The organism is Rhodopseudomonas rhenobacensis (assembly GCF_014203125.1).
In the GTDB taxonomy this organism is placed as follows: domain Bacteria; phylum Pseudomonadota; class Alphaproteobacteria; order Rhizobiales; family Xanthobacteraceae; genus Rhodopseudomonas_A; species Rhodopseudomonas_A rhenobacensis.
On record NZ_JACHIH010000009.1, the window covers coordinates 1 to 21,824 of the forward strand.

General features: G+C 66.6%; 23 protein-coding genes. 13 read left to right on the plus strand and 10 right to left on the minus strand.

The features are described 5' to 3' along the window. Positions 1-96 precede the first annotated feature (96 nt). From HNR60_RS09250 to HNR60_RS09285, 8 genes are all read right to left on the minus strand, one after another. The gene (locus HNR60_RS09250; RefSeq protein WP_347339331.1) at positions 97-2,229 is read right to left on the minus strand and encodes a heavy metal translocating P-type ATPase; all 2,133 of its coding nucleotides are present in this window, start codon (positions 2,227-2,229) and stop codon (positions 97-99) included. After that, positions 2,213-2,716 carry a hypothetical protein gene (locus HNR60_RS09255; RefSeq protein WP_184256665.1) on the minus strand — a complete coding sequence of 168 codons (504 nt, stop codon included), beginning with the start codon at positions 2,714-2,716 and terminating at the stop codon, positions 2,213-2,215. The genes HNR60_RS09250 and HNR60_RS09255 overlap by 17 nt, the downstream gene beginning before the upstream one ends. Positions 2,717-2,745: 29 nt before the next feature. Beyond that, positions 2,746-2,961 carry a hypothetical protein gene (locus HNR60_RS09260; protein WP_184256668.1) on the minus strand — a complete coding sequence of 72 codons (216 nt, stop codon included), beginning with the start codon at positions 2,959-2,961 and terminating at the stop codon, positions 2,746-2,748. Positions 2,962-2,988: 27 nt separating this feature from the next. After that, positions 2,989-3,345 (minus strand): heavy-metal-associated domain-containing protein, encoded by a 357-nt coding sequence (locus tag HNR60_RS09265; protein WP_184256669.1) that lies wholly within the window; start codon positions 3,343-3,345, stop codon positions 2,989-2,991. A gap of 333 nt (positions 3,346-3,678) precedes the next feature. Then, entirely contained in the window at positions 3,679-3,969 is a 291-nt protein-coding gene (locus HNR60_RS09270) for a hypothetical protein (protein ID WP_347339332.1), read from the minus strand. Between the two features lie 247 nt (positions 3,970-4,216). Then, a complete protein-coding gene (locus tag HNR60_RS09275; protein ID WP_184256673.1) occupies positions 4,217-4,873 on the minus strand; it encodes a response regulator transcription factor in 657 nt (218 codons plus the stop codon). Then, positions 4,870-6,354, minus strand: a complete 1,485-nt coding sequence (locus HNR60_RS09280; protein WP_184256675.1) for a histidine kinase — start codon at positions 6,352-6,354, stop codon at positions 4,870-4,872. The genes HNR60_RS09275 and HNR60_RS09280 overlap by 4 nt, the downstream gene beginning before the upstream one ends. Continuing rightward, on the minus strand, positions 6,354-6,857 hold the full coding sequence (locus HNR60_RS09285; RefSeq protein WP_184256677.1) for a hypothetical protein: 504 nt from the start codon (positions 6,855-6,857) through the stop codon (positions 6,354-6,356). Before HNR60_RS09285 ends, HNR60_RS09280 begins: the two co-directional genes overlap by 1 nt. A 414-nt stretch (positions 6,858-7,271) precedes the next feature. On the opposite strand from HNR60_RS09285, the gene HNR60_RS09290 reads away from it, so the two are divergent. The 12 genes from HNR60_RS09290 to HNR60_RS09345 all read left to right on the plus strand — a co-directional run bounded on the left by HNR60_RS09290 (position 7,272) and on the right by HNR60_RS09345 (position 17,946). Further along, positions 7,272-9,146, plus strand: a complete 1,875-nt coding sequence (locus HNR60_RS09290; RefSeq protein ID WP_184256679.1) for a methanol/ethanol family PQQ-dependent dehydrogenase — start codon at positions 7,272-7,274, stop codon at positions 9,144-9,146. 120 nt (positions 9,147-9,266) lie between these two features. After that, entirely contained in the window at positions 9,267-10,196 is a 930-nt protein-coding gene (moxJ, locus tag HNR60_RS09295; protein ID WP_184256681.1) for a methanol oxidation system protein MoxJ, read from the plus strand. Between the two features lie 56 nt (positions 10,197-10,252). After that, the gene (moxG, locus tag HNR60_RS09300; RefSeq protein ID WP_184256683.1) at positions 10,253-10,867 is read left to right on the plus strand and encodes a cytochrome c(L), periplasmic; all 615 of its coding nucleotides are present in this window, start codon (positions 10,253-10,255) and stop codon (positions 10,865-10,867) included. Continuing rightward, positions 10,861-11,157: a methanol dehydrogenase [cytochrome c] subunit gene (locus HNR60_RS09305; protein WP_184256685.1), complete on the plus strand. Its 297-nt coding sequence runs from the start codon at positions 10,861-10,863 to the stop codon at positions 11,155-11,157. Before moxG ends, HNR60_RS09305 begins: the two co-directional genes overlap by 7 nt. Positions 11,158-11,297: 140 nt before the next feature. Then, positions 11,298-12,338, plus strand: coding sequence for an AAA family ATPase (locus HNR60_RS09310; RefSeq protein WP_246432882.1), 1,041 nt, complete (start codon positions 11,298-11,300; stop codon positions 12,336-12,338). Between the two features lie 14 nt (positions 12,339-12,352). Continuing rightward, entirely contained in the window at positions 12,353-13,225 is an 873-nt protein-coding gene (locus tag HNR60_RS09315) for a DUF58 domain-containing protein (protein ID WP_246432883.1), read from the plus strand. Next, complete coding sequence (locus tag HNR60_RS09320) at positions 13,222-14,133, plus strand: nonribosomal peptide synthetase MxaA (RefSeq protein WP_184256691.1); 912 nt, start codon at positions 13,222-13,224, stop codon at positions 14,131-14,133. The genes HNR60_RS09315 and HNR60_RS09320 overlap by 4 nt, the downstream gene beginning before the upstream one ends. Further along, positions 14,133-15,131 (plus strand): vWA domain-containing protein, encoded by a 999-nt coding sequence (locus HNR60_RS09325; protein ID WP_184256693.1) that lies wholly within the window; start codon positions 14,133-14,135, stop codon positions 15,129-15,131. The genes HNR60_RS09320 and HNR60_RS09325 overlap by 1 nt, the downstream gene beginning before the upstream one ends. Beyond that, positions 15,128-15,745 (plus strand): hypothetical protein, encoded by a 618-nt coding sequence (locus HNR60_RS09330; protein WP_184256695.1) that lies wholly within the window; start codon positions 15,128-15,130, stop codon positions 15,743-15,745. The genes HNR60_RS09325 and HNR60_RS09330 overlap by 4 nt, the downstream gene beginning before the upstream one ends. Then, on the plus strand, positions 15,742-16,713 hold the full coding sequence (locus HNR60_RS09335) for a vWA domain-containing protein (RefSeq protein ID WP_184256697.1): 972 nt from the start codon (positions 15,742-15,744) through the stop codon (positions 16,711-16,713). The genes HNR60_RS09330 and HNR60_RS09335 overlap by 4 nt, the downstream gene beginning before the upstream one ends. A gap of 12 nt (positions 16,714-16,725) precedes the next feature. Further along, a complete protein-coding gene (locus HNR60_RS09340) occupies positions 16,726-17,256 on the plus strand; it encodes an SRPBCC family protein (RefSeq protein WP_184256699.1) in 531 nt (176 codons plus the stop codon). A gap of 315 nt (positions 17,257-17,571) precedes the next feature. Further along, on the plus strand, positions 17,572-17,946 hold the full coding sequence (locus HNR60_RS09345; protein WP_184256903.1) for a hypothetical protein: 375 nt from the start codon (positions 17,572-17,574) through the stop codon (positions 17,944-17,946). 6 nt (positions 17,947-17,952) lie between these two features. Here HNR60_RS09345 and HNR60_RS09350 read toward each other — a convergent pair whose 3' ends face one another. Then, on the minus strand, positions 17,953-19,251 hold the full coding sequence (locus HNR60_RS09350) for a polysaccharide deacetylase family protein (protein WP_184256701.1): 1,299 nt from the start codon (positions 19,249-19,251) through the stop codon (positions 17,953-17,955). Positions 19,252-19,388: 137 nt separating this feature from the next. Then, entirely contained in the window at positions 19,389-20,162 is a 774-nt protein-coding gene (locus HNR60_RS09355) for a polysaccharide deacetylase family protein (protein WP_184256703.1), read from the minus strand. 167 nt (positions 20,163-20,329) lie between these two features. Between HNR60_RS09355 and mgtE the strand changes: the two genes are divergently transcribed. After that, a complete protein-coding gene (gene mgtE / locus HNR60_RS09360; RefSeq protein WP_184256705.1) occupies positions 20,330-21,751 on the plus strand; it encodes a magnesium transporter in 1,422 nt (473 codons plus the stop codon). Positions 21,752-21,824: the final 73 nt, after the last annotated feature.

Consider the following 21,824-nt stretch of genomic DNA (forward strand, 5'->3'; position numbering starts at 1 on the left):
TTGTGGATGTTCATCCGGTCCTCCTTGGATGCCTGAACTTCGCAACCTCAGTTTCCTCGGTCTGGATCGGATGAACAACCTATTGAAAGCTCACACCTAGCGCGGCACCTCGGCCTTTTTGCTCGACTGGGTGCCGACATCGGCTGCGGTGATGGCGTCGAGCAGGATGCCGATCGTGGTGCCGTTGTGCAGCAGCGACGACAGCACCGGCGGCAACCATCCGAACGATGCGCCGGCCATGATCGCGGTGTTGACGCCGATCGCGGTTTTGAAGCCGCGCTGGATCCGCGTCACCGCGCTGCGCGCCGCGGCGACCGCATCCGGCAACCCGTCGAGCCGATCGTCGAGCAGCACGACGTCGGCGCTGGCCCTCGCGATGTCGGCGGCCTGCGGCATCGCGATGCCGATATCGGCGGTCATCAGCGCCGGCCCGTCATTGACGCCGTCGCCGACGAAGGCGACACGGTGGCCGTCCTGCTTGAGATCGCGCAGCACCGAAGCCTTGCGTTCCGGATCGGCCTCATAGATCACCTCGTCGAGATCGAGCCCGGCGGCGACCCGCAACGCCGCCTGGCGCTGATCGCCGGTCACCATCACCAGCCGGCGAATGCCGAGCCCGCGCAATTTGCGCAGCGTCGCCGCGGCCTCCTCGCGCGGCCGGTCGCGCAGCGCGATGACGCCGAGCGGCTTGCCGTCGAGCGCGACGTGCAGCAGCGTCTTGCCGTCCTGCTCCAACGCGGCAAGCGCCGCATCGTAAGGCGCCAGCTGCACCTGCTCGTGATCGACCAGATAATGCCGGCTGCCGATCCGCAGCAGTCCGTCGTCGATCCTTGTCGAGAGGCCGTGGCCGATGAAGAAGTCGACCTCCTCGTGGCCGATATGAACCATCGCCTCGGCGCGTGCCAGCCGCACCACCGCCTTGGCGACCGGGTGGGTGGAGTGCTCCTCGACCGAGGCGATGGTGGCGAGGAAGCGCGCGCGCGGCCACAGCTGCGGATCGTAGGTCAGCGTATCGGTGACCTCGAGCTCGCCATGCGACAGCGTGCCGGTCTTGTCGAACACCATGGTGTCGATGTCGGCCAGCGTCTCCAGCGCACCACCGCCTTTGACCAGGATGCCGCGTCGTGCGCAGCCGTACAGCGCCGCCTTCACGGTGACCGCGGAGCCGAGCTTGATGGCGCAGGAATAGTCGACCAGGAACATGGATTCCAGCCGCCGGGCGTCGCGGGTCAGCGCGTAGACCGCGGCGCCGGAGCCGAGGCTGATCCACACCCTGCGGTCGGCCAGCGTTTCCGCCAGCCGCTGCGTGGTGCCGCGCCGGCCCAGCGCCTCGCGGATGAAATGCGAGATCCGCGCCGTGGTGGTGGCGTCGCCGACGCGCTCGGCGATGAACACCAGCCGGCCTTCTTCCAGCACGGTGCCGGAGAGCAGCGGATCGCCGGCCTCCTTGGGGATCGGCAGGCTCTCGCCGGTGACCGAGGATTGGTTCACGGTGGCGCCGCCGTCGGCGACGGTGCCGTCCGCCGGCACCAACTCGCCGGCATTGACGTGCACCCGGTCGCCGGCGAGCAATTCGGCGAACGGAATAGCGGTCACCACGCCGTCGCGTTCGACCATCGCCGAAGCTGGATTCGGCCGCAGCAAATTGCGGATCAGCTCGTCGGAGCGTCGGCCGGTGGAGGCCTCGATGTATTCCGAGAGTTCGATCAAGAACTGCGCGGCGCTGGCGGTGAAATACTCGCGGCGCAGCACCGCGACGCCGATCGACACCGCGTCGAGCACCTGCACCTTGACGCCGCGCGTCGCCAGCGTCCAGCCGCCTTTCGCCAGCGTCGGGGCGGTGCTGGCGAGCGTCAGCATCAGCCGCAGCGGCGTCGGCAGCACGATGGCGCCGAGCGCAGCCAGAGCGGCCAGCGCCAGGCGGCCGCCGGAGGGAGCTTCGTCGTCGTCATGGTCGGCCGGAGGCGCCGCAGTGTCGCGGGGCCGCCATGAGGTCAGACCGTCGAGAATTTGCGCGCGCGTTGCGGCGCGCCCGTCGTAGCTCACCACCGCGCAACGGGCGCGGCTATTGATCCGCACTGAACGGACACCCGGAAGCGCGCCGAGATCGGCGGCGAGCTGGCCGCCACCACCGTTGAGCGCGTGCGCGGACGTTCGAAGGCGCAGACGCCGCGGCAATTCGTGAACCACCACGAACTGCCGCTGCGCCGCGTTACTCCGGCTTGGCACCGGCGCCGTCTTCCGCTGCGGCCTTTGCCGCGGTCACCTCGGCTTCCGCATCGCGGATCCGTTCTTTGACTTCCTCAAGGCCGCCCTGCACGGTGGCCCAGAGCGACACCGCGGTGCGGATCACGCTGCTCTGTATTTTGTCGTTGCTGAGCAGATAGGCCGCGGCGGCGCCCACCACCACGCCGGCCAGCAGGTCGTGATGCTGGGCGTGATGTTGATTGCTGGCCGGCCCGACCTTGGGCTCGGGAGCGGCCGCGGCGGCGGGCGGCACCCACCATGGCCCCGCGGCGTAGCCGGGGTGGCCGTGCCATCCGCCGTGCAAATGGTGAGGATAGGGCGCCGCACCGGCCCAGGGCGGCGGCGCCCATGCGCCCGGCGGCGGGCCGGGCTGCGGATATCCCGCGGCCGCATAGGGCCAAGGTGCGGAGGGCGCGAAGCCCGGTTGCTGCTGGCCTTGCGCCGCCGCGTGATCATTGTGGTCCGACATGGTGTGATGTCCTGATGGTCGTTGGATCGTTAGTCTTCGCCCGGCGCCTTGCTACGCGCGCGTTTGGCTTCGGCGGGATGCGAATTCAGCAGCAGCACCGCGCCGGCGCCGATCGCCGCGCCGACCCAGAAGCTGCGGCTGCTGAGGTTCGGCACCCGCAGCAGCGAGGTCTGGTCGACATTGCCCGACAGCAGGTTGCGCACCATGGCGTCGAAGGGCGGCGGGAGAACGTGGTCGTCGGACATTGGCAGTCTCCGGGGGGTGGTGAGGGGTCAGGAGGAAGCGAGGAGCCGCGCCACCAGCGCGGCGGCAGAGGCCGGCGAGCCCTCCAGCAACAGCTCCCAGTCGGCCGGCGGCAGCGTCGTCGGGTCGTAGTGGACGATCAGGCTGCAGGCCGCGAGATTGATCTCGGTGCTGCGAATACCGCGCAGCCGCCGCAACGCGGTCTCCAGCGTTGCGGCGCGGCCATGCAGCAGTGCCGCCAGCGCAGATAGCTCGAAGCGCAGACGAATCCGGCCGTCGACATGATGGACCATCCGAAAGTGCCGCCGCGCCGCGAGGATCAGCTCGGCGTCGATAGCGCCGCGTGGCGGGGCGGCGATGGGAGTGAAGCTCTGGTCAAGCGGCATGATACAACGCAACAGCGCCGATACCCGTTGCGATCGACGGCGTCCGCCGATCGACGATGGATCGTCGCAGCCAAGTAATATCCGGCGAGCGCTGCAAGCGGGATCGACAATGAATAGGAGCCGCGCCAACGGCGCGGCGCTCTCGTCCGGGCATTGATTACTCCGCGCCGTGCATCCTGATGCCGAGCGTTATCCCGCTTGTCTGATAGGATCAACCAAGCGCGCGGCGAGATTTGAGATATTCTAATTCAGCCATGCCGCTGCGTCGCGGGTAGCACCGTACTGATCGCGTGCGGCGGCCTCTAAGGCCAACGGCGCACCGGCGCGAAGCGGTCAGGCGCGGCCGACGGGCGCCATCGCCCAGAGGTCTTCCTGATTGACGACGGCGCAGGCCAGCGCCGAGCGCATCAGCTCGACATCGGTCACCGGCGAAGGCTGCCAACCGCAGCTGCATCGCCCAGCCTGATGGGTCGCGGCGACGCCGGCGTAGGCCTTGCCCAATGCGCTTGCGATCATCCGCATCACCACGACCGGGGGCAACCGCGTGTTGTTCAGCGTGCGGCAGAACGTCGCCATCAACACACGGTTGATTTGGTCCTGGGCGGTTTGCTGATCGGTCAGCACGGCGGGGCCGTCTTGCGGAGTGAACATCGATGATTTCTCGCTCTGATCGACCAGCTAATCGTTGCGCAAATCTATCCGCTGTGCGGCTGCTACTCAATATCCCGCGGCCCTCGGCAGATTGGAAAATCTCGAAGTCGGCGGTGGCGTCGGTCGGCCGTGAACGTCTCCAAGCAGTGTGCGGGGAATCGACCGTGGGAGAACGGCTGCTTCTGGTGCAGCACGACGATCCGCGGCCGACGACCAGCGTCTAGCGCCGGGGCGCCGCCGTCGACTCGATCGAGGGCAATTGGTCGATGGCGATCCGCATCAGTTCCGGCAGCGTGCGGACGCCGAGCTTGTTCTTGATCAGCGCCACCGAATTGGCCACCGTCTTGTAGCTGACGTTGAGTTCGTCGGCGATCACCCCATAGGGCTTGCCCTCGGCCAGGATGCTCAGCAGTTCCAGTTCGCGCAGCGTCATGGCTTGCAGCCGGTGCTTCTGGCCGCGGGTTTCCATCATCACGATGTCGGCGGCGAGTTCGTCGCTGATGAAGGGGCGGCCGTCGCCGACGCGCTTGATCGCCTTCAGCAGGTCTTCGGCGGCGGAATCCTTCAGCACATAGCCCGACGCGCCGGCCTGCAGCGCGCGGCTGACGATCACCGGATCGCGATGCATGCTGAGCACCAGGATCGGCACCCGCCGGTTGACCACGCGCAGCCGTCGGATGAACGACAATCCGCTGAGCAGCCCGCTGTGCATCGTCAGATCGACGATAATGACGTCGGGGTCCTGCTGCCGATACAGCCGGAACCCCTCCGCCATGCTGACCGCGGTCAGCACCTTGATCGGTCCGTTGGCCTCCAGGATCCGCGCGCAGCCCTGCAGCACGATCGGATGGTCGTCGATCACCAGCACTGTGGTCATGAGGAGCTCCGGTTGGCGGCGGTCGGGCCGGGCCACGACAGCGGCAGCGATGCGGTGATGGTGACGCCGCAGGGCCAGTTCTGCGACAGCTCCCAGATCCCGCCCAGCGACTGCACGCGCTCGCGCATCACCGCGAGGCCGAAGCCCGGCGTCGCCGCCGCGGCGATGCCCTGGCCGTCGTCGCGCAACGCCAGCAGCAGCGCGGTCGGTGCCGCCGCCGAGGTCGGCGCAACCTCGCTGAGTTCGACGCTGACGCAGCTCGCCTTGCCGTGCCGCAGCGCGTTGACGATGCCTTCCTGAATGCAGCGATAGATCGTGAGGTCGACCACGTCGCCATAGCTGCGCGGCGCGATGCTGAGTTCGCTGACGAAGCGGACGTCGCGATAGCGGCGGGCGAAGTCCGCCACCAGGTCGCCGATCAATTCGCCGAGCGTCACCTTGCCGAGCGCGATCGGCTGCAGCCGTTTCATGATCTGGCGATTGAGCGCGGTCAGGCGCCCGGCGATGCTGGCGATCTCGGCCAATTGCCGGCTGATTTCCGCCGCCTCGTCGTGGTGGCCGCGCGCCATCCGGGCTTCGATCGCCGCCGCCGTGGTGGTGATGCCGAACAGGCAGGGGCCGGCCTCGTCGTGCAGTTCGCTGGCGATCTGCCGGCGCTCGTCCTCCTGCACGGTGATCAGTTCGCGGTACAGCCGGCCGTTTTCCTCGCGGGCGGCGCCGAGCGCCGCGGCCAGTCCGTTGAAACTGCCGATGATGGCGTCGAATTCCGGCACCCGCGGCGGATCGATCTTGACGTGATAGTTTCCCTTGCCGAGATCGGCCATGCCGCGCGACACCGTGACCAGGGGCTGCAGGATCCGGCCGAGAATGAAATAGAACGCCGCGATCATCACCGCGTTGGCGGCGAGCCACACCACCGCCTGATGTTGCGCCTCCTGCCACACCTCGGCCAATTCGTCGGAGGCGTCGGAATTCAGGATCACGGTGCCGATCCGCCGCTCGCCGGCGGTGAGCGGAATTTCGCGGTGCTCGGCGATGTTGCCGGCCAAGGCGGCGAACCAGCGCGGCACCTCGCTTTCCGACGGCTGCGGCTCCTCGGTGCTGCGCGGCAGCGCGACGCTGTTGCCCGCGGCATCCAGCACGCTGACCTTGAGGTGGCGGATGTGCCGCAGCTGCATCGCCAGCGCGAGCGGCAGCGTCGTGAGCAGCTTCTCGTCGGCGGCGGAATTCCGCGTGGTCTGCAGGATGTATTGCTCCGCCAGCGCGGTGGGAGAGATGAACTCGGCTTCGATGCGGTTTCGGATGCCGACCAGGGTGGCCGCGCCTCCGAGCACCGAGATCACCGCGCTCAGCGTCACCAGCGCGATCAGGATCCGGGCGCGGACCGGCCGTCCGTACCATAGTAACTGTACGAGCCGCCGCGTCGCCACGCGTCGGCCGAACTCGGGAACGTTGGATGTCGCGGTGGCGGTCACTTGCATCAATCCTTGGCGTTGGATGCGCGGAGCGCGGACAAGGCTTGCTGCTTGGATGGCGATCGAATCCGCAGCAGATAGTATTGCTGGCAGCGCGCGCCGAAGCCTTCGGCGCGGCGTTCTGGCGGCAGCGCGAACGACAGCTCATCGAGCAGCTCCAGGGCGTTTTCATCGATGCCTTGTCGCGCCAGCATCGCCTCGAGCTGCACCACGCGGTTGGCGATCATCCGCGGGGAATCCGCGAAGTTCTGCGCGGCCTTGGCGAGGCGATCGTGGATCTGCGCGGCCGGCGGCGCTGCGGCTTTGGCCCTGAGCTGATGATCGAGCAGCCAATGCTCCGGTGCGATGCCGTCGTTTGGCGCCAACCAGGGCTGCGGTCCTGCCACGGCGGGGCGGTCGTTGCGCTCCGGCGGCAGCTCCGGCGCGGCCTCGTTGCTGCACCCCGCCAGCACCTGTGCGACCACCGTGAGATGACGAATCCGCCTGGCATTGCGACCGCCGATGATCACCGCTGTCTTCTCCCGGGATGCCGCACCTTGGGGCGCGTGCAAGCTTGAAGCATCAGGCTACATCAAAATTTTCCCTGGGTGCATGGAAATACTTCCCGGGTGTTATTGGCAGTCGGACTAAAGACGCCGCCCGATGCTTAGCCCTATGTTCAATTCTGGCCACATAGGCTGCACGGGGATACCCAGACTTCAGCAGCGCCTCATCCGCACGGCGCAACTCACGATGCAGTGCAACAATACGCAGTGCAATAAGACGAAGCGGCAATAACGAGACAAGAGCGGCCATCGCACGCGCGGGGGGCGTTGGGAGTATCGATCGAGAAATCCAAAACACACTACAGTGAGACGGCGCCCCAGCAGAGGGACATAACAAACGCCGCCTTGGGACCGGGAAACGACAAAGGGAGGCTGTTGATGAAACGCGCACGGTTTGCGTTGCTGCTTGCTGCGTCTGCGTTGGCGCTGTCAGTTCCGTTTGGGAACGCGGCGTTCGCCAATGACAAGTTGGTCGAATTGGCGAAAAGCAACCAGAATTGGGTGATGCCGGGGAAGAACTACAACTCCGACAATTTCAGCCCGATGACCCAGATCGACGACAAGAACGTCAAGCAGTTGAAGGCCGCCTGGAGCTTCTCGACCGGGCTGCTGCATGGCCATGAAGGCGCGCCGCTGGTGGTCGAGGGCGTGATGTACGTCCACACCTCGTTTCCGAACTACACCTTTGCGCTCGACCTGAAGGACCCGGGTCACATCCTGTGGCAGCACAAGCCGAAGCAGGATCCCGCCGCCCGCTCGGTCGCCTGCTGCGATCTGGTCAACCGCGGCCTGGCCTATTGGCCGGGCGAGGGCTCGACCCCGCCGCTGATCCTGAAGACCCAGCTCGACGGCAATGTGCTGGCGCTCAACGCCAAGACCGGCGAAGAATTCTGGAAGGTCGAGAACTCCGACATCAAGGTCGGCTCGACGCTGACGATCGCGCCCTATGTGGTGAAGGATCTGGTGCTGGTCGGCTCCTCGGGTGCCGAGCTCGGCGTGCGCGGCTATGTCACCGCCTACGACGTCAAGACCGGCGCGCAGAAATGGCGTTACTACGCCACCGGCCCGGACGAGGATGTCGGCCTCGCCGACGACTTCAACAAGGCCAATCCGCATTACGGCCAGAAGGGCCTCGGCACCGCGACCTGGGAAGGCGACGCCTGGAAGATCGGCGGCGGCACCAATTGGGGCTGGTACGCTTATGACCCCGGCACCGACCTGTTCTATTACGGCTCCGGCAATCCGGCGCCGTGGAACGAAACCATGCGGCCCGGCGACAACAAATGGACCATGACGATCTGGGGCCGCGACGCCGAAACCGGCAAGGCCAAATTCGGCTACCAGAAGACCCCGCATGACGAATGGGACTATGCCGGCGTCAACGTGATGATGCTGTCGGATCAGAAGGACAAGGCCGGCAAGGCGCGCAAGCTCTTGACCCATCCGGATCGCAACGGCATCGTCTACACGCTCGACCGCGAGAACGGCGAACTGGTCTCGGCCGACAAGATCGACGACACCGTGAACGTCTTCACCCAGGTCGATCTGAAGAGCGGCGTTCCGGTCCGGGTGCCGGAGAAGGGCACAAGGATGGATCACGTCGCTCGCGACGTCTGTCCGTCGGCGATGGGCTACCACAATCAGGGCCACGACAGCTACGATCCGGATCGCCAGCTGTTCTTCATGGGCATCAACCACATCTGCATGGATTGGGAGCCGTTCATGCTGCCCTATCGGGCCGGCCAGTTCTTCGTCGGCGCCACCTTGTCGATGTATCCGGGACCGAAGGGCGACCGCCAGAACTCGCTCGGGCTCGGCCAGATCAAGGCCTACAACGCCATCAGCGGCAAGTACAAATGGGAGAAGATGGAGAAGTTCGCGGTCTGGGGCGGCACGCTCGCGACCAAGGGCAATCTGGTCTTCTACACCACGCTGGACGGCTTCCTGAAGGCGCGGCACGCCGACACCGGCGAGTTATTGTGGAAGTTCAAGCTGCCGTCCGGCGGCATCGGCTATCCGATGACCTACGAGCATGACGGCGTGCAATACGTCGCGGTGATGTACGGCGTCGGCGGTTGGCCGGGCGTCGGCCTGGTGTTCGATCTGCAGGACCCGACCGCCGGTCTCGGCGCGGTCGGCGCCTTCAAGGAGCTGCAGAACTACACCCAGATGGGCGGCGGCGTGATGGTGTTCTCGCTCGACGGCAAGGGCCCCTATGACGACGTCAAGGTCGGCGAATTCGAGGCCAACTGATCCTGAATGAACCGCGGCGGTCGGTCTCGACCGCCGCGGAGCTCGCGGCACGGCGCGCGACAGCGTCGATGAACTCAAAGAATTCAAAGAAGAAGACTGCTTCAGGGAAGGGACCGATCCATGGGTCGATGTGGTGGACGAATCCGCGCAGGACGAACCACGCGCAGCGCACAGCGCGTTAGCTGGCGGTCCGGCGCGTTGCTGGTCGCATTGGGGCTTGGCGTGGTGCCGGCCCTGGCCTCGGACGAAAACCCCTATGCCGACGACAAGACCGTGCTGCGGGTCTGCGCGGCGTCGGAGGAGGAGCCGTATTCCGTCAAGGACGGCAGCGGCTTCGAGAACAAGATCGCCGAGGCTCTCGCCGCCGCGATGGGCCGCAAGGCGGTGTTCAAATGGTACAACAAGCCCGCGATCTATCTGGTGCGCGATCAGCTGTCGTTGAAGCTGTGCGACGTCGTCGTCGGGCTGGATACCGGGGACCCGCGGGTGCTGACCTCGGCGCCGTATTATCGGGCGCCCTACGTCTTCATTCAGCGCAAGGATTCCAAGTTGTCGATCAAGGACTGGAGCAGTCCGGATCTGGCCAAGGCCGACAAGATCGGCTTCGTGCCCGGATCGCCGGCGCAGACCATGATGGAAAAGATCGGGCTGTTCAACGTGCATTTCAACTACATGCATTCGCTGACCGATTTTCAGGACCGGCGTAACAAATACACCCGGATTTCGCCGCGCCGCGTGGTCGGCGAGGTGGCCAACGGCACCGCCAACGCCGCGGTGATGTTCGCGCCGGAAGTCGCGCGTTACGTCAAGGCCAATGCCGAGTTGGCGATGACGGTGATCCCCGACGACAATGTCGGCGCCGACGGCGCGAAGATTCCGCAGCATTTCGACCAGTCGTTCGGCGTGCGCGAGGACGACCGCGAGCTGCGCGACGCGATCGACGCGGCGTTGCCCAAGGCGCGTCCGAAGATCGAGGCGATCTTGGCCGCGGAGGGCATTCCGCTGCTGCCGTTGCCGAAATCACAGCCGGTCCGCGGACCGCGGTCGTGAGCGATCAGCGTCGGCGGAAGGCAATGCGAGCGGGGGCTACGGAGCCAGGAGCCACAATGAGAATGCCGTCACTCAATCGATCCGTCGTTGCCGCAGCCGCCGTTGTGGCCGGCCTGCTGACGCCCGCCGTGGCGCAGGAAGTGTTCCGCCACACCGTCACCGGCGAAGATCTGAAGATCATGGAAAGCAGCCAGCCGGGCGGGCGCGATACCGAGGCGGTGCGCAGCTTTCTCAACACCGGCGTCAATCCCTACACCGAGGTCAAGGAACATCTGCCGAAGGGCGAAGAGACATTTCTGTCGGCCTGTTCGGGCTGCCACGGTCATTTCGGCGAAGGCAAGATCGGTCCTGGTCTCAACGATTCCTATTGGACCTATCCGAAGAACAAGACCGACAAGGGCCTGTTCGAAACCATCTACGGCGGCGCCCAGGGCATGATGGGGCCGCATCACGATCTCGAACTCGACGAGATCCTGACGGTGATGGCCTGGGTTCGGCATCTCTACACCGGGCCGATCGAAGAGGCGGATTGGCTCGACGACGAGCAGAAGCGCGCCTTCACGCAATTCGCGCAGAAGCACAAGGACGACGACACGGCCTGTTCGGGGCAGACCTTCGAGCGCGCCGATGCCGCAAATCACGACGTCAAACCGGAGAAAACAGCATGTTGAAGCGAACGGGTCTTGGATTAGCCGCCGCCTTCGTCGTGGCAACGCTGAGCGCCGGCGGCGCGCTCGCCTATGACGGCACCAAATGCAAGGCGCCGGGCAATTGCTGGGAGCCGAAGCCCGGCTACCCGGAAAAGGTCGCCGGTTCGAAATACGATCCCAAGCACAATGTCGCCGAGCTCAACAAGCAGTCCGACTCCATCAAGGCGATGGAGCAGCGCAACGAATTGCGCGTCGCCAATTTCAAGAAGACCGGGAAGTGGGTCTACGAGGTCAACAAGATTCCGAAATGATCGACGTGACGTGAACGCGTAGCGTCGCAACGAGATGATCAGCTCCCAATTATCAGCTCCCATGGGGGGCGCGGCTCGCCCCCCTTTTTTTTATTTGCCTGGGTCATCCGATGATCGCAAGACCGATGAGGGCGCTCGGCATGGCTGGCGAGGAGAGCGCAGGCGAGGACGGCGTCGACCTCGCGGCATGGCGCGACGTCGCGCGGCAGTTCGAAGCCGAACTCGGCAAGGCGATCCTCGGCCAGCAGCGGGTGATCCGTCTGCTCACGGTGGCGATCTTCGCCCGCGGCCATGTGCTGCTGGAGGGCGATGTCGGCGTCGGCAAGACCACGCTGCTGCGGGCCGCGGCGCGTTGCCTCGGCGGCAGCTACGAGCGCATCGAAGGCACTATCGATCTGATGCCGGCCGATCTCGTGTACTACACGTTTCTCGGCGAGGACGGCCGGCCGCGCGTCGAGCCCGGTCCGGTGCTGCGCCGCGGCGAAGACCTCGCGATCTTCTTTTTCAACGAGATCAACCGCGCCCGCCCGCAGGTGCATTCGCTGCTGTTGCGGCTGATGGCCGAGCGCACGCTGAGCGCCTTCAACCGCGACTATGCGTTTCCGCATCTGTTGGTGTTCGCCGACCGCAACCGGATCGAGCGCGAGGAGACCTTCGAGCTCCCCGCCGCGGCGCGCGACCGCTTCCTGATGGAGATCGCGATCGACACCCCGGCCGACCCCGAAGTTCGCCGCTGCCTGATGTTTGACACAAGATTTCACGACGCCGATCGGCTGGTCGGCGCGCTGCGCCAGGTGGTGCCCGACCACCGTGCGCTCGACGGCGTCGGCCGCGCGATCCAGCAACATGTCGGTGCCAGCGAGGCGTTGCAGCACTATGCATTGAGGCTGTGGGATGCGGTGCGCTATCCGGGACGCCACGGCATCACGCTGGCCGGACTCGACAGCGAGCATCTGGTCGAGGCGGGGGCGAGCCCGCGCGGCATGAGCTTTCTGCTCCGCGCCGCCCGCGTCGTGGCCTGGCTCGACGGCCGCGACAAAGTGGTGCCGGAAGATCTGCGCGAGGTGTTCTTCGAGGTGATGGCGCATCGGATCTTTCTTGATCCGATCCACGAGATGCGCCGCGCGGAGATCATGCCGGGGCTGATCAGCCAGCTGTTCGAGACGGTGCCGGCGCCGTAACGCGGAGTGTGATGATGGCGGATCTTGCGTCCCTGCAATCGGGGCCCTTGCGCGATCTGCCTTATCGCGTGGCGTGGCGCGCCCGCGGCGTCCATGCCGGCGCGCATCGCGGAACGAGCTCCGGCGCCGGCGGATTGTTTCGCGACCTCGCGACGCTGTTGGAAGCGCCCGATCCGCGCCGGCTCGATCTGCGCGCCAGCCTGCGCGATCCGTTCGAGCAGCTCTATGTGCGGCGCTTCGAGCGCAGCACGGCGATCACCATCTACGCGCTGATCGACGTCTCGGCGTCGATGGGTTTCGTTGGCAACATGCGCAAGCTCGAGGTGGCGGCGGCGATCTGCGCGGCGTTGTCATTCTCGGCGCGGCGGATCGGCGATCGTTTCGGCGTGATCGGCTGCGACCGCGAGATCGTGCCGGAGTTGCATCTTCCGGCTGCGCGTGCACGCGCCGGCGCGGTGGTTGCCGCGCTGCGCACGTTCCGGCCGACGCGGCGCGGCGCCGGTGGCTTGGTGGACGCCGCAGCGCAAATCGCGGGGCGTCGCAAGCTGGTGCTGCTGATCTCCGATTTTCAGATCGCCGCCGATGAGTTGGCGGCGGTGTTCGAAGCCTTGGCCGCGCACGACACCGTTCCGATCCAGTTGATCGACAGCGCCGAGGCGGCCAGCCTGCCGCGCTTTGGATTACTGCCGCTGGCCGACCTGGAGACGGGGCGGCGGCGCTTGGTGGTGTTGCGACCATCGCTGCACGCCGCGTGGCAGCGGGAGCGTGCCGAACATGAGGCGCTGCTGGCGTCGCTGGCCGCGCGCTACGCCCGGCCACCGTTCCGGATCGTCGACCGGCTGGACTGGGACCGGCTCGCCGCGCATCTGATGGAGGCGCGCGGATGAGCGCGCGCGGTGTTCTCGGGGCGTTGCTGCTGCAGATGTTGCCGCTGATGCTGAACCCAGCGTCCGCGGTCGCTGGTCTGCGTTGGCTGCGGATGGAGGAGCCGCGCAATTTCGGTTATTTCGTCGGCGATACGCTGCAGCGGCACGCCTACATCCTGGTCGATCCCGACGATACGCTGCAGGCCGCGTCGTTGCCGAAACCGGGCGCGGTCAACTACTGGCTGGATCTTGTGAGCGTCGAGGTTCGCGAAAGCCGGGCGCAGGGCGGCAAGCTCTATCGGGTGACGCTGGTCTATCAGAATTTCTACGTGCCGCTCGATCCGCGCAAGCTGACGGTTCCGGAATGGCCGCTGCAACTCGGCGGCGGCAGCGCAGTGATCCCGGCCTTCGCCTTCACCGCGTCTCCGATCCGCGAATTGTTTCCCGAGAAGAGCGGCGAGACCGTTGATACGTTTCTCAAGCCCGACGCCAGAGCCGCGCTGGTCAGTGCGGGCTGGGCGCCGCACGGGCTTGCGCTCAGCGCCGCCGTCGCGCTGCTCACACTGGCGCTGCTGGCGTGGCACTACGCGTGGTGGCCATTCGGGGCGCGGCCGGACCGGCCGTTCACCCGCGCGGCGCGCAAGATAGCGGCGCTCGCCGGCAATGCCGTCGCGACGGCAAATTATCGCGCGGCCTTGCTGGCGCTGCACCGCGCGTTCGACGCCGCCGCCAAGCGCCGGCTGCTGGCCGACGACGTCGATGGCTTCCTGGCGCAACATCCGGAATTCGCGGCCTGCCGCGCCGAGATCGCGAAATTCTTCCAGAGCTCGCGGGAGGTCTTCTTCGGCGGCAGTGTCGCGCCGCTGATGCCGCTCGACGCCGTCGAGACGCTCGCCGCGCAACTGTCGGCGGCGGAGCGGACACGTTGATGGCGCTGGCGCTCAGCACTCCGGCGGTGCTCTGGCTCGCGCCGCTGGCGCTGCTGCCGCTGATCGTTCGACTCCATGCGCCGCAGCCCTATCCGTCGCTGGCGTGGCTCGGCGGCGATCCGCTCTCGACCGCGCTCGAGGTCGGGCTGCGGCTCGCCGGAGCGCTGGCGATCCTGGCGCTGCTGCTCGGCATCGGCGGGCTGCATCTCGCAGGGCAGACTACCCGGCAGATCGGCAACGGCGCGCATATCGTGCTGGTGATCGACCGCTCCAGCAGCATGGACGACAGTTTCGCCGGCAGCCGCCCGACCGCCGAGCAGGCGTCGAAATCCGCCGAGGCCCGGCGCTTCCTGCGATCGTTCGTCTCCAACGGCGAGCACGACATGTTCGGCGTCGCGATCTTTTCGACCGCGCCGCTGCAGGCGCTGCCATTGACCAGCCACCGCGAGGCGGTGCTGGCCGCGGTCGATGCGATCGACCGCCCCGGCCTCAGCGAGACCGACATTGCGCGCGGCATCGCGATGGCGCTGTCGATGCACGACGACGATCCGTCGGCGGCGTCGCGCGCCATCGTGCTGGTGTCGGACGGCGCCGGCGTGATCGACCGCCGCGTCCAGGAAAAACTCCGCGCCGCGTTCCGCAAGCGCCCGATCAATCTGTATTGGGTGTTCCTGCGCACCGCCAATACCCGCGGAATTTTCGAGCCGCCGGGCGCGGGCGAGCGAGACGTGCCGCAAGTGGCGCCGGAGCGGCACCTGCATCGGTTCTTCGAGAGTCTGAAAATTCCCTATCGTGCCTTCGAGGCGGAACGGCCGGACTCGATCGGCGACGCGGTCGCCGAGATCGCGCGGCTGGAACGGCATCCGATCGCCTATGTTGAGCGCACGCCAGCGAAGAACTTAAGTCGGCTCGCCTACGCGATCGCGGCGCTGGCGCTGGCGCTGTTGGTGGCGGCTCGCTTGGCCGAGGTGCGGATCACCGCGGAGCGGGTGCCATGAATGCGTGGCGTCTTCGCTTGCAGCAGCTTTGGCGCGGCGCCGGGACCGCGCTGCGTGCGGCGCGGGGAGGGCTGCTCGTCTCGGTGTTGATCGTCGGCTTGGTGGGGATGGCAGCCGCGATCGCGGCGATGATCGAGACCAGCCGGCAGAACGCCGTGATCGCGCAATTGGCCGATGGCCGCGACGTCGCCGTCGATCCCGCCGCAGCGCCGGATGCGCTGTTGCTGGCCCGGCATCATTTTCTCATCGTCCATGACCAGTTGGACGAAGCACAGATCTTCGCCGAAATCGCGGCGCCGCGCGCATCGCCGCATATTCGCGCGCTGCTGCTCTACAATCTCGGCAATGCCCGGGTGCGGCAGGCGTTCGGCTACATCGAGACTGCCGATCTCGACCGCGCCGCTTCGGCGATCGGGCTTGCCAAGGCGAACTATCGCCAGGCGCTCGGCATCGAGCCGCAGAACTGGAATTTGAAGCACAATCTCGACGTCGCCCAACGGCTGGTCCGGGACCTGCCGCGCGGTTCCGCGTCGGAGGAGGACGACCCGCCGCCGGGCGAGAAGGCCAAGCCGCTGTGGAGCGATCTGCCTGGCCTGCCGCGGGGCCTGCCATGACGCTTGCCCGGTTCGACAGCAAAGCGTGGCTGCTGGTCGTGGCGCTTGTTGCCGCGCTGGCTGCGGCGCTGATGCCGCCGCTCGGGCTGCAGCAAGACGTCTACGACATCGTCGCGGTGGTCGACATCACCGGCAGCATGAACACCCGCGACATGGGCGACGTCGGGCGGCCGCTCAGTCGGCTCGCCGCCGCGCGCGACGGTCTCGAGCAACTCGCGGCAAAGCTGCCGTGCAGGTCGCGCATCGGGCTCGGAGTGTTCACCGAGCGGCGCGCCTTGCTGTTGTTCGAGCCGGTGCCGGTATGCGCCAATTTCGACGCCGTCACCGGCGCGATCAGGCAGCTGGATTGGCGGATGGCGTGGGAGGGCGACAGTTACATCGCCAAGGGGCTGTACTCGGCGATCGAGCTGGGTGCCAACCTCGACGCCGATCTGCTGTTCTTCACCGACGGCCACGAGGCGCCGCCCTTGGCCGGCGGCCGGGTGCCGGAGTTTGACGGCAAGCCCGGCGCGGTCAGCGGCTTGATCGTGGGAGTCGGTGGCGACGTGAAATCGTCGATCCCTAAATTCGACGACAGCGGCCGCGAGATCGGGGCCTATCGTCCGCATGACGTGGCGCAGGACAACCGCCACGGCCTGCCCCCCGCAGGCGGCGAGGCGGTCGCCGGCTGGCATCCGCGCAACGCGCCGTTCGGTGCGGCGGCCGCAATCGGTGATGAGCATCTGTCGTCGCTGCGTGAGCCGCATTTGCGCGAGCTCGCCGAGCTCACCGGGCTCGGCTATCGGCGCCTCGGCTCGGATCGCGCCTTGCTCGACGCCGTCCATCAGACGCTGCGCCGGCGCAGCTTGGTCGAGCCGACCGAGATCGGCGTCTATCCCGCCGCCGCCGCGCTGGTGCTGCTTGCCGTGCTCTACGGGCTGTTGCCGCTGTTCTCCCGCGCGCCGTCGTCGCGTTCCAAACTGACATGAAAGGAAACCCCGATGCCGAGATTGCTCACCCTCATCGCCGCGTTGCTGCTCGCCCCCGGCTTGGCCTTCGCCCACGGGCCGACGCCGCAGAAGATCGAGGAGACCATCGTGATCCAGGCGCCGCCCGCCGCGGTATGGCTGATGGTCAAGGATTTTGCCGGACTGGCGAAGTGGCACGCGGCCGTCGCCAATTGCGACGGCCAGGGCGGCAATGCCAACGGCGCCACCCGCACCGTCACGCTGAAATCGGGCGGCAAACTGGTCGACGGCCTCGACGAGTACGACGACGCCGGCAAGTCCTACGGCTACCGGCTGGCGCAAGAAAACCTCGAAGCCTTTCCGGTCAGCTACTATTCGGCGACATTGACGGTGCGCGCCAAGGGCGACGCCAGCGAGGTGGAATGGACCGGCCGATACTACCGCGGCGACACCGGGAACTATCCGCCCGAGACCCAGGACGATGCGGCGGCGACGGCGGCGATGAGCAAATTCTTCCGGGATGGATTGGAGAGCCTCAAAGCCAAGCTCGAAGCCACGCGATGACGCGGCCTGCTGCCGCGCCCGTGACCCACGACCGATCCGGCTCCACGCGGTTTTACGCATGAACCGGGCGACGCCGCGGAGCGTTCCGGCTTCGGAAATATCGTCATGAAATCGCGCTAAAGGATTGTTGACACGCGGTCCGGAACCGGGACAAACGATCCGGCCCCCATAACGGATATTTCATCCGGATGGCGAAGATTGCTGCCGTGGCGGGAGCCGAACTGCGACCGGGTTGCAAGTCGCATGCGCCTGCCGCCGCGGACAAATTCACCTCCTGACGTCGATCTGCCGGCGCTTCCACGATTGATGCAATCCATGGTCTTCCTCAGCTATCTGAACCGCTTCGTATCCAACTTCGTGCTGTTGGCGGTCGCCTATTACAGCTTGAACGCGATGGATAAATATCAGCAGCGCGCAATTCTGGCGTTCTTGATCCTGATCTACGTCGCGATGCGCGCGGTGTCGGCGCTGCGCTCGTTCAATTTCTTTCACCGCATCGAGCGGCTGGAGAAGGAAGCCCGGCGGCTCGGCGGCATGCTCGGCCTTGGCCCGGAGGAATCGCTGTTCCGCCGGCAGATCATTACCGACGTTGCGGTGATCCGGCGCAGCGGCGAAATGAAGTCGTATATCGACCTGATGTTCCTGCTGCTGATCGTGCTGATCTGCGTGGCGAAGATCGTCACCGATTGAACGCGGCTATTGCGGCAAGGGCTCGGTCCGCCGCGATTGGCTGGTCATTTCGCTGGGGCGCACCGGCCGGCGACGCAGGCCGCCGCCGTCGATCCCGTTCAATCGCGCCGTTGCGTCGGCCGCGGTCGGCGGCGTCGCGATTTCGGCGGCGCGCCGCGGCAGCAGGGTGACCGCCTTCAGCTCGGCATGCACCCGTTCCGGAATCTGAAACACGTCGCGGGCAGGGACCGGCATGTCGAGCGTGGCGGCCGGCGCCTGCAGCAGCCGTTGTCGCGGCCAGGGTGCGGCTTGCGGCAGCGGCACGGCGCCGCGCGCCAGACGCGGGCGGCGCGCGGCCAACACGAGCAGCTGGCCATCGTGCACGTCGGAGTCCGACAGCGCCGGGCCGGGAAGCATCTCCGCATTAGCGAACACGAAGTTCGGGATCTTCGGCCAATGCGAGGTCGCCACCGTCTCGGTGATCGGATGCAGCCGCCACTGGCCGGGCTCGGTCGGGGTGGCCGGCCGCTCCGGCGTCGCCGGAACCACCTGGACGATCCGATAACCGCGGGCCTTCAGTTCCTGCAGGATATGCGGCAGCGCGCCGACCGTCCGGGCCTGGATGTCGTGCAGCAGCAGGATGCCCTTGCCCTTGGCCTCGAGCCGGCTCATCGCCAGGCTATAGACCTGCGCGGATGAAATATGCCGCCAGTCGTCGGCCGGGAAATCCGCGCTCCAGGTCTGGATGCCCTGCGAGGCGAGATAGTCTTCGACCGCTTCGGCGCGCAGCAGCCCGGGAATCCGGAAGAACGGCGCCAGCGCCTTGGCGTCGCCGAGCGCCGCGGTGACCGAGGCGATGCCGGCGTCGACCTCCTGCTTGGCCTGCTCGACCGACATCCGGTTCATGCTGAGCGGATGGTTCTGGCTGTGGGTGCCGATGGTGTGGCCGGCGTCGCGCAGCTTGCGGACGCCCTGCGGATGCTCCTGCGCCATCCGGCCGACCACGAAGAACGTCGCCTTGACGCATTGCGCCGCGAGAATCGCCAGCACCTGGTCGCTGTTGCGCGGGATCGGGCCGTCGTCGAAGGTCAGCACCACCTCGTGGTCCTGCAGCGGCAGGGTTTCGGCATATTGCATGGTGCCGATGCGCTTATGCTCGCGCGGATCGACCACCAGCGTGCGCGAGGTGCCGAGCGCGTCGGGATTGCCCGGACAATCGCCGGCCGATGCCGGATTTGTTGCGAAACAGGCGGTGGTGGCCAGAATTCCGAAGCACAGCGTCGCCAAATGTCGGGCCCGTTGGCCGACCGATCGATTACCCGACATCAAATACCGCAATCCGTGACTCGCATTGGTTGCCGGAAGCCTACAACCGGCGCTGTGAACGGGGCGTTAACCAAAGATTTCTGCACCGGCTTTTTGCCTCCCATCGACCAGGCCCGATCGGGCCCAGGCTCCGGACCTCAATGCGTGACATTGGCGGCCGGCGGCTTCGCCACGACATGCACCACGCGATAGTGGTTGTCGCGCAGATAGCGCAGGAAATCCGGCAGCATCGCGGCAGTTTGCGCCCGCGGGTCGTGAAACAGGATGATGCCCTTGCGGTTTGCTTCGAGTCGCGCGGTGATCAAGGTGAGCTGCTCCTGCGGCGTCATCTTGTTCCAGTCGCTGGCCCAGAAGTCGGCGCCAAACACCACGATGCCGCGCGACTGCAGTAGCTCGAGCAGGGCAGGCGTCGAGTCGAAATAGGGAAACCGGAAGAACGGCGTGGTCGGCACGTGGCTCGGCTTGCCGCGCAGCGCGGTTTCCACCGCGGCGATGCCGCGGTCGATTTCCTCGGCGGCTTGCTCCGGCGGCAGGTGTTTCAGGTTCTTGTGCGACCAGGTGTGGGTGCCGATGCTGTGGCCTGCGGCCGCCACCCGACGCACCAAAGTCGGCAGCGCGGTGACGCCAGTGCCGACCATGAAGAAGGTGGCCTGAACGCATTCGTTGGCCAGCGCCGCCAGCACCTGCGGCGTGGTCTGCGCCGGGCCGTCGTCGAAGGTCAGCACCACCTCCTTGTCCGCCAGCGGCAGCGTGTCCGGAAAGCTCTTCAGCCCAACGCGGGGCGTGCTCGCCGCATCGACGCTGAGCACCCGCGCGGTGCCGAGCGTGCCGGGGCGCGGGCAGTCCGCGGCGTGCGCCGAACTCATCGCCGCCAGCAGGACGGCAAGGGCGAGGACTCGTGACGCGATCATGACGGTGGGCTCCGGGCAGCTGATTGTGCGGTCGGTTGTACATTTTTCATTGCACTTTGCATCGCCTATTGGCTATTGCCTCGAACACTCTTCGGCGATCGACCGAACAGCAATGTGTCGCCTGACCGGGCGCAGGATCCGCAACCAATCACGTGGCGAGGTGCGGCATGGCCGACAATGCTGACGAGGGCCGTGCCGCTGCCGACGTGCTGCTCGAACGGCTGCCGATGCGCGACGACGAAGGCGACATCCGGCCGGAATTCGTCGCCGAAATCTCCCGCGCCATCGCCGCCAAGGACGACGGCTTCCTGCGCGAAATCGTCGCCGAGCTGCACGAGGCCGATCTCGGCGATCTGATCGAAGCGCTGGAGACCGACGAGCGCGTCAGCCTGGTCGAACTGACCGGCGCCGACTTCGACTTCTCCGCGCTCAACGAAGTCGACGATGCGGTCCGCGAAGAGATCCTCGAGGAGCTGGAGCCGCAGACCGTCGCCGAAGGCGTCCGCGAACTCGACTCCGACGACGCGGTCGAGCTGTTGGAAGCGCTCGACGAGGAGGACCAGGACGAAATTCTCGACAAGCTGCCGCCCTCGGAGCGTGACGCGCTGGAGCGCAGCCTGGACTATCCGGAAAACTCCGCCGGGCGGCGGATGCAGACCGAGTTCATCGCGGTGCCGCTCGACTGGACCGTCGGCCACGCGATCGACCACATGCGGGAATCCCCGGAGCTGCCGGAGCGGTTCTACGAGATCTACGCCGTCGACGGCGCGCAGCATTGGCAGGGCGCGGTGCCGCTCGACGCGCTGCTGCGCTCGGGCCGGCAGGTGCCGCTGGCCGACCTGATCGACGAGGACCGCCGCAAGGTCTCGGTGCTCGACGACCAGGCTGAAGTGGCGCGGCTGTTCGGCAAGTACAATCTGGTCGCAGCACCTGTGCTCGACGTCGACAGCCGGCTGGTCGGCGTCATCACCATCGACGACGTGGTCGACGTCATCGAGGAAGAAGCCGAGGAAGACATCAAGGCCTTGGGCGGCGTCGCCCGCGACGAAGAATTGTCCGACAACGTCTGGACCATCGCCCGCGGCCGCTTCAACTGGCTGTTGGTCAATCTCGCCACCGCGTTCCTGGCCTCATCGGTGCTCGGCATGTTCGAAGGACAATTGGAGAAGATGGTGGCGCTCGCGGTGCTGGCGCCGATCGTGGCGAGCCAGGGCGGCAACGCCGCGACCCAGACCATGACGGTCGCGGTGCGCGCGCTGGCCACCCGCGAGCTCGGTGCCAGCAACGCCTATCGCATCGTGATGCGCGAGGCGCTGGTCGGTCTGGTCAACGGCATCGCCTTTGCCGTCATCACCGGCGTGGCGGCGGTGGCCTGGTTCAAGATCCCCGGCCTCGGCGTGGTGATCGGGCTCGCCATGCTGTGCAACCTGATCGCCGGCGCGTTGGGCGGCATCCTGATTCCGATGGTGCTGGAGCGATTCCGCGCCGACCCGGCGGTGGCGTCCGGCACATTCGTCACCACCATCACCGACGTGGTCGGGTTCTTCTCGTTCCTCGGCATCGCGACGCTGTGGTTCGGGCTGAGTTAACGAGTGGCCCGCCACGGCCCTTCATGGCCCATTAACGCCGATCGCCGATGATCGATGGCCCGCCAATTGGCGG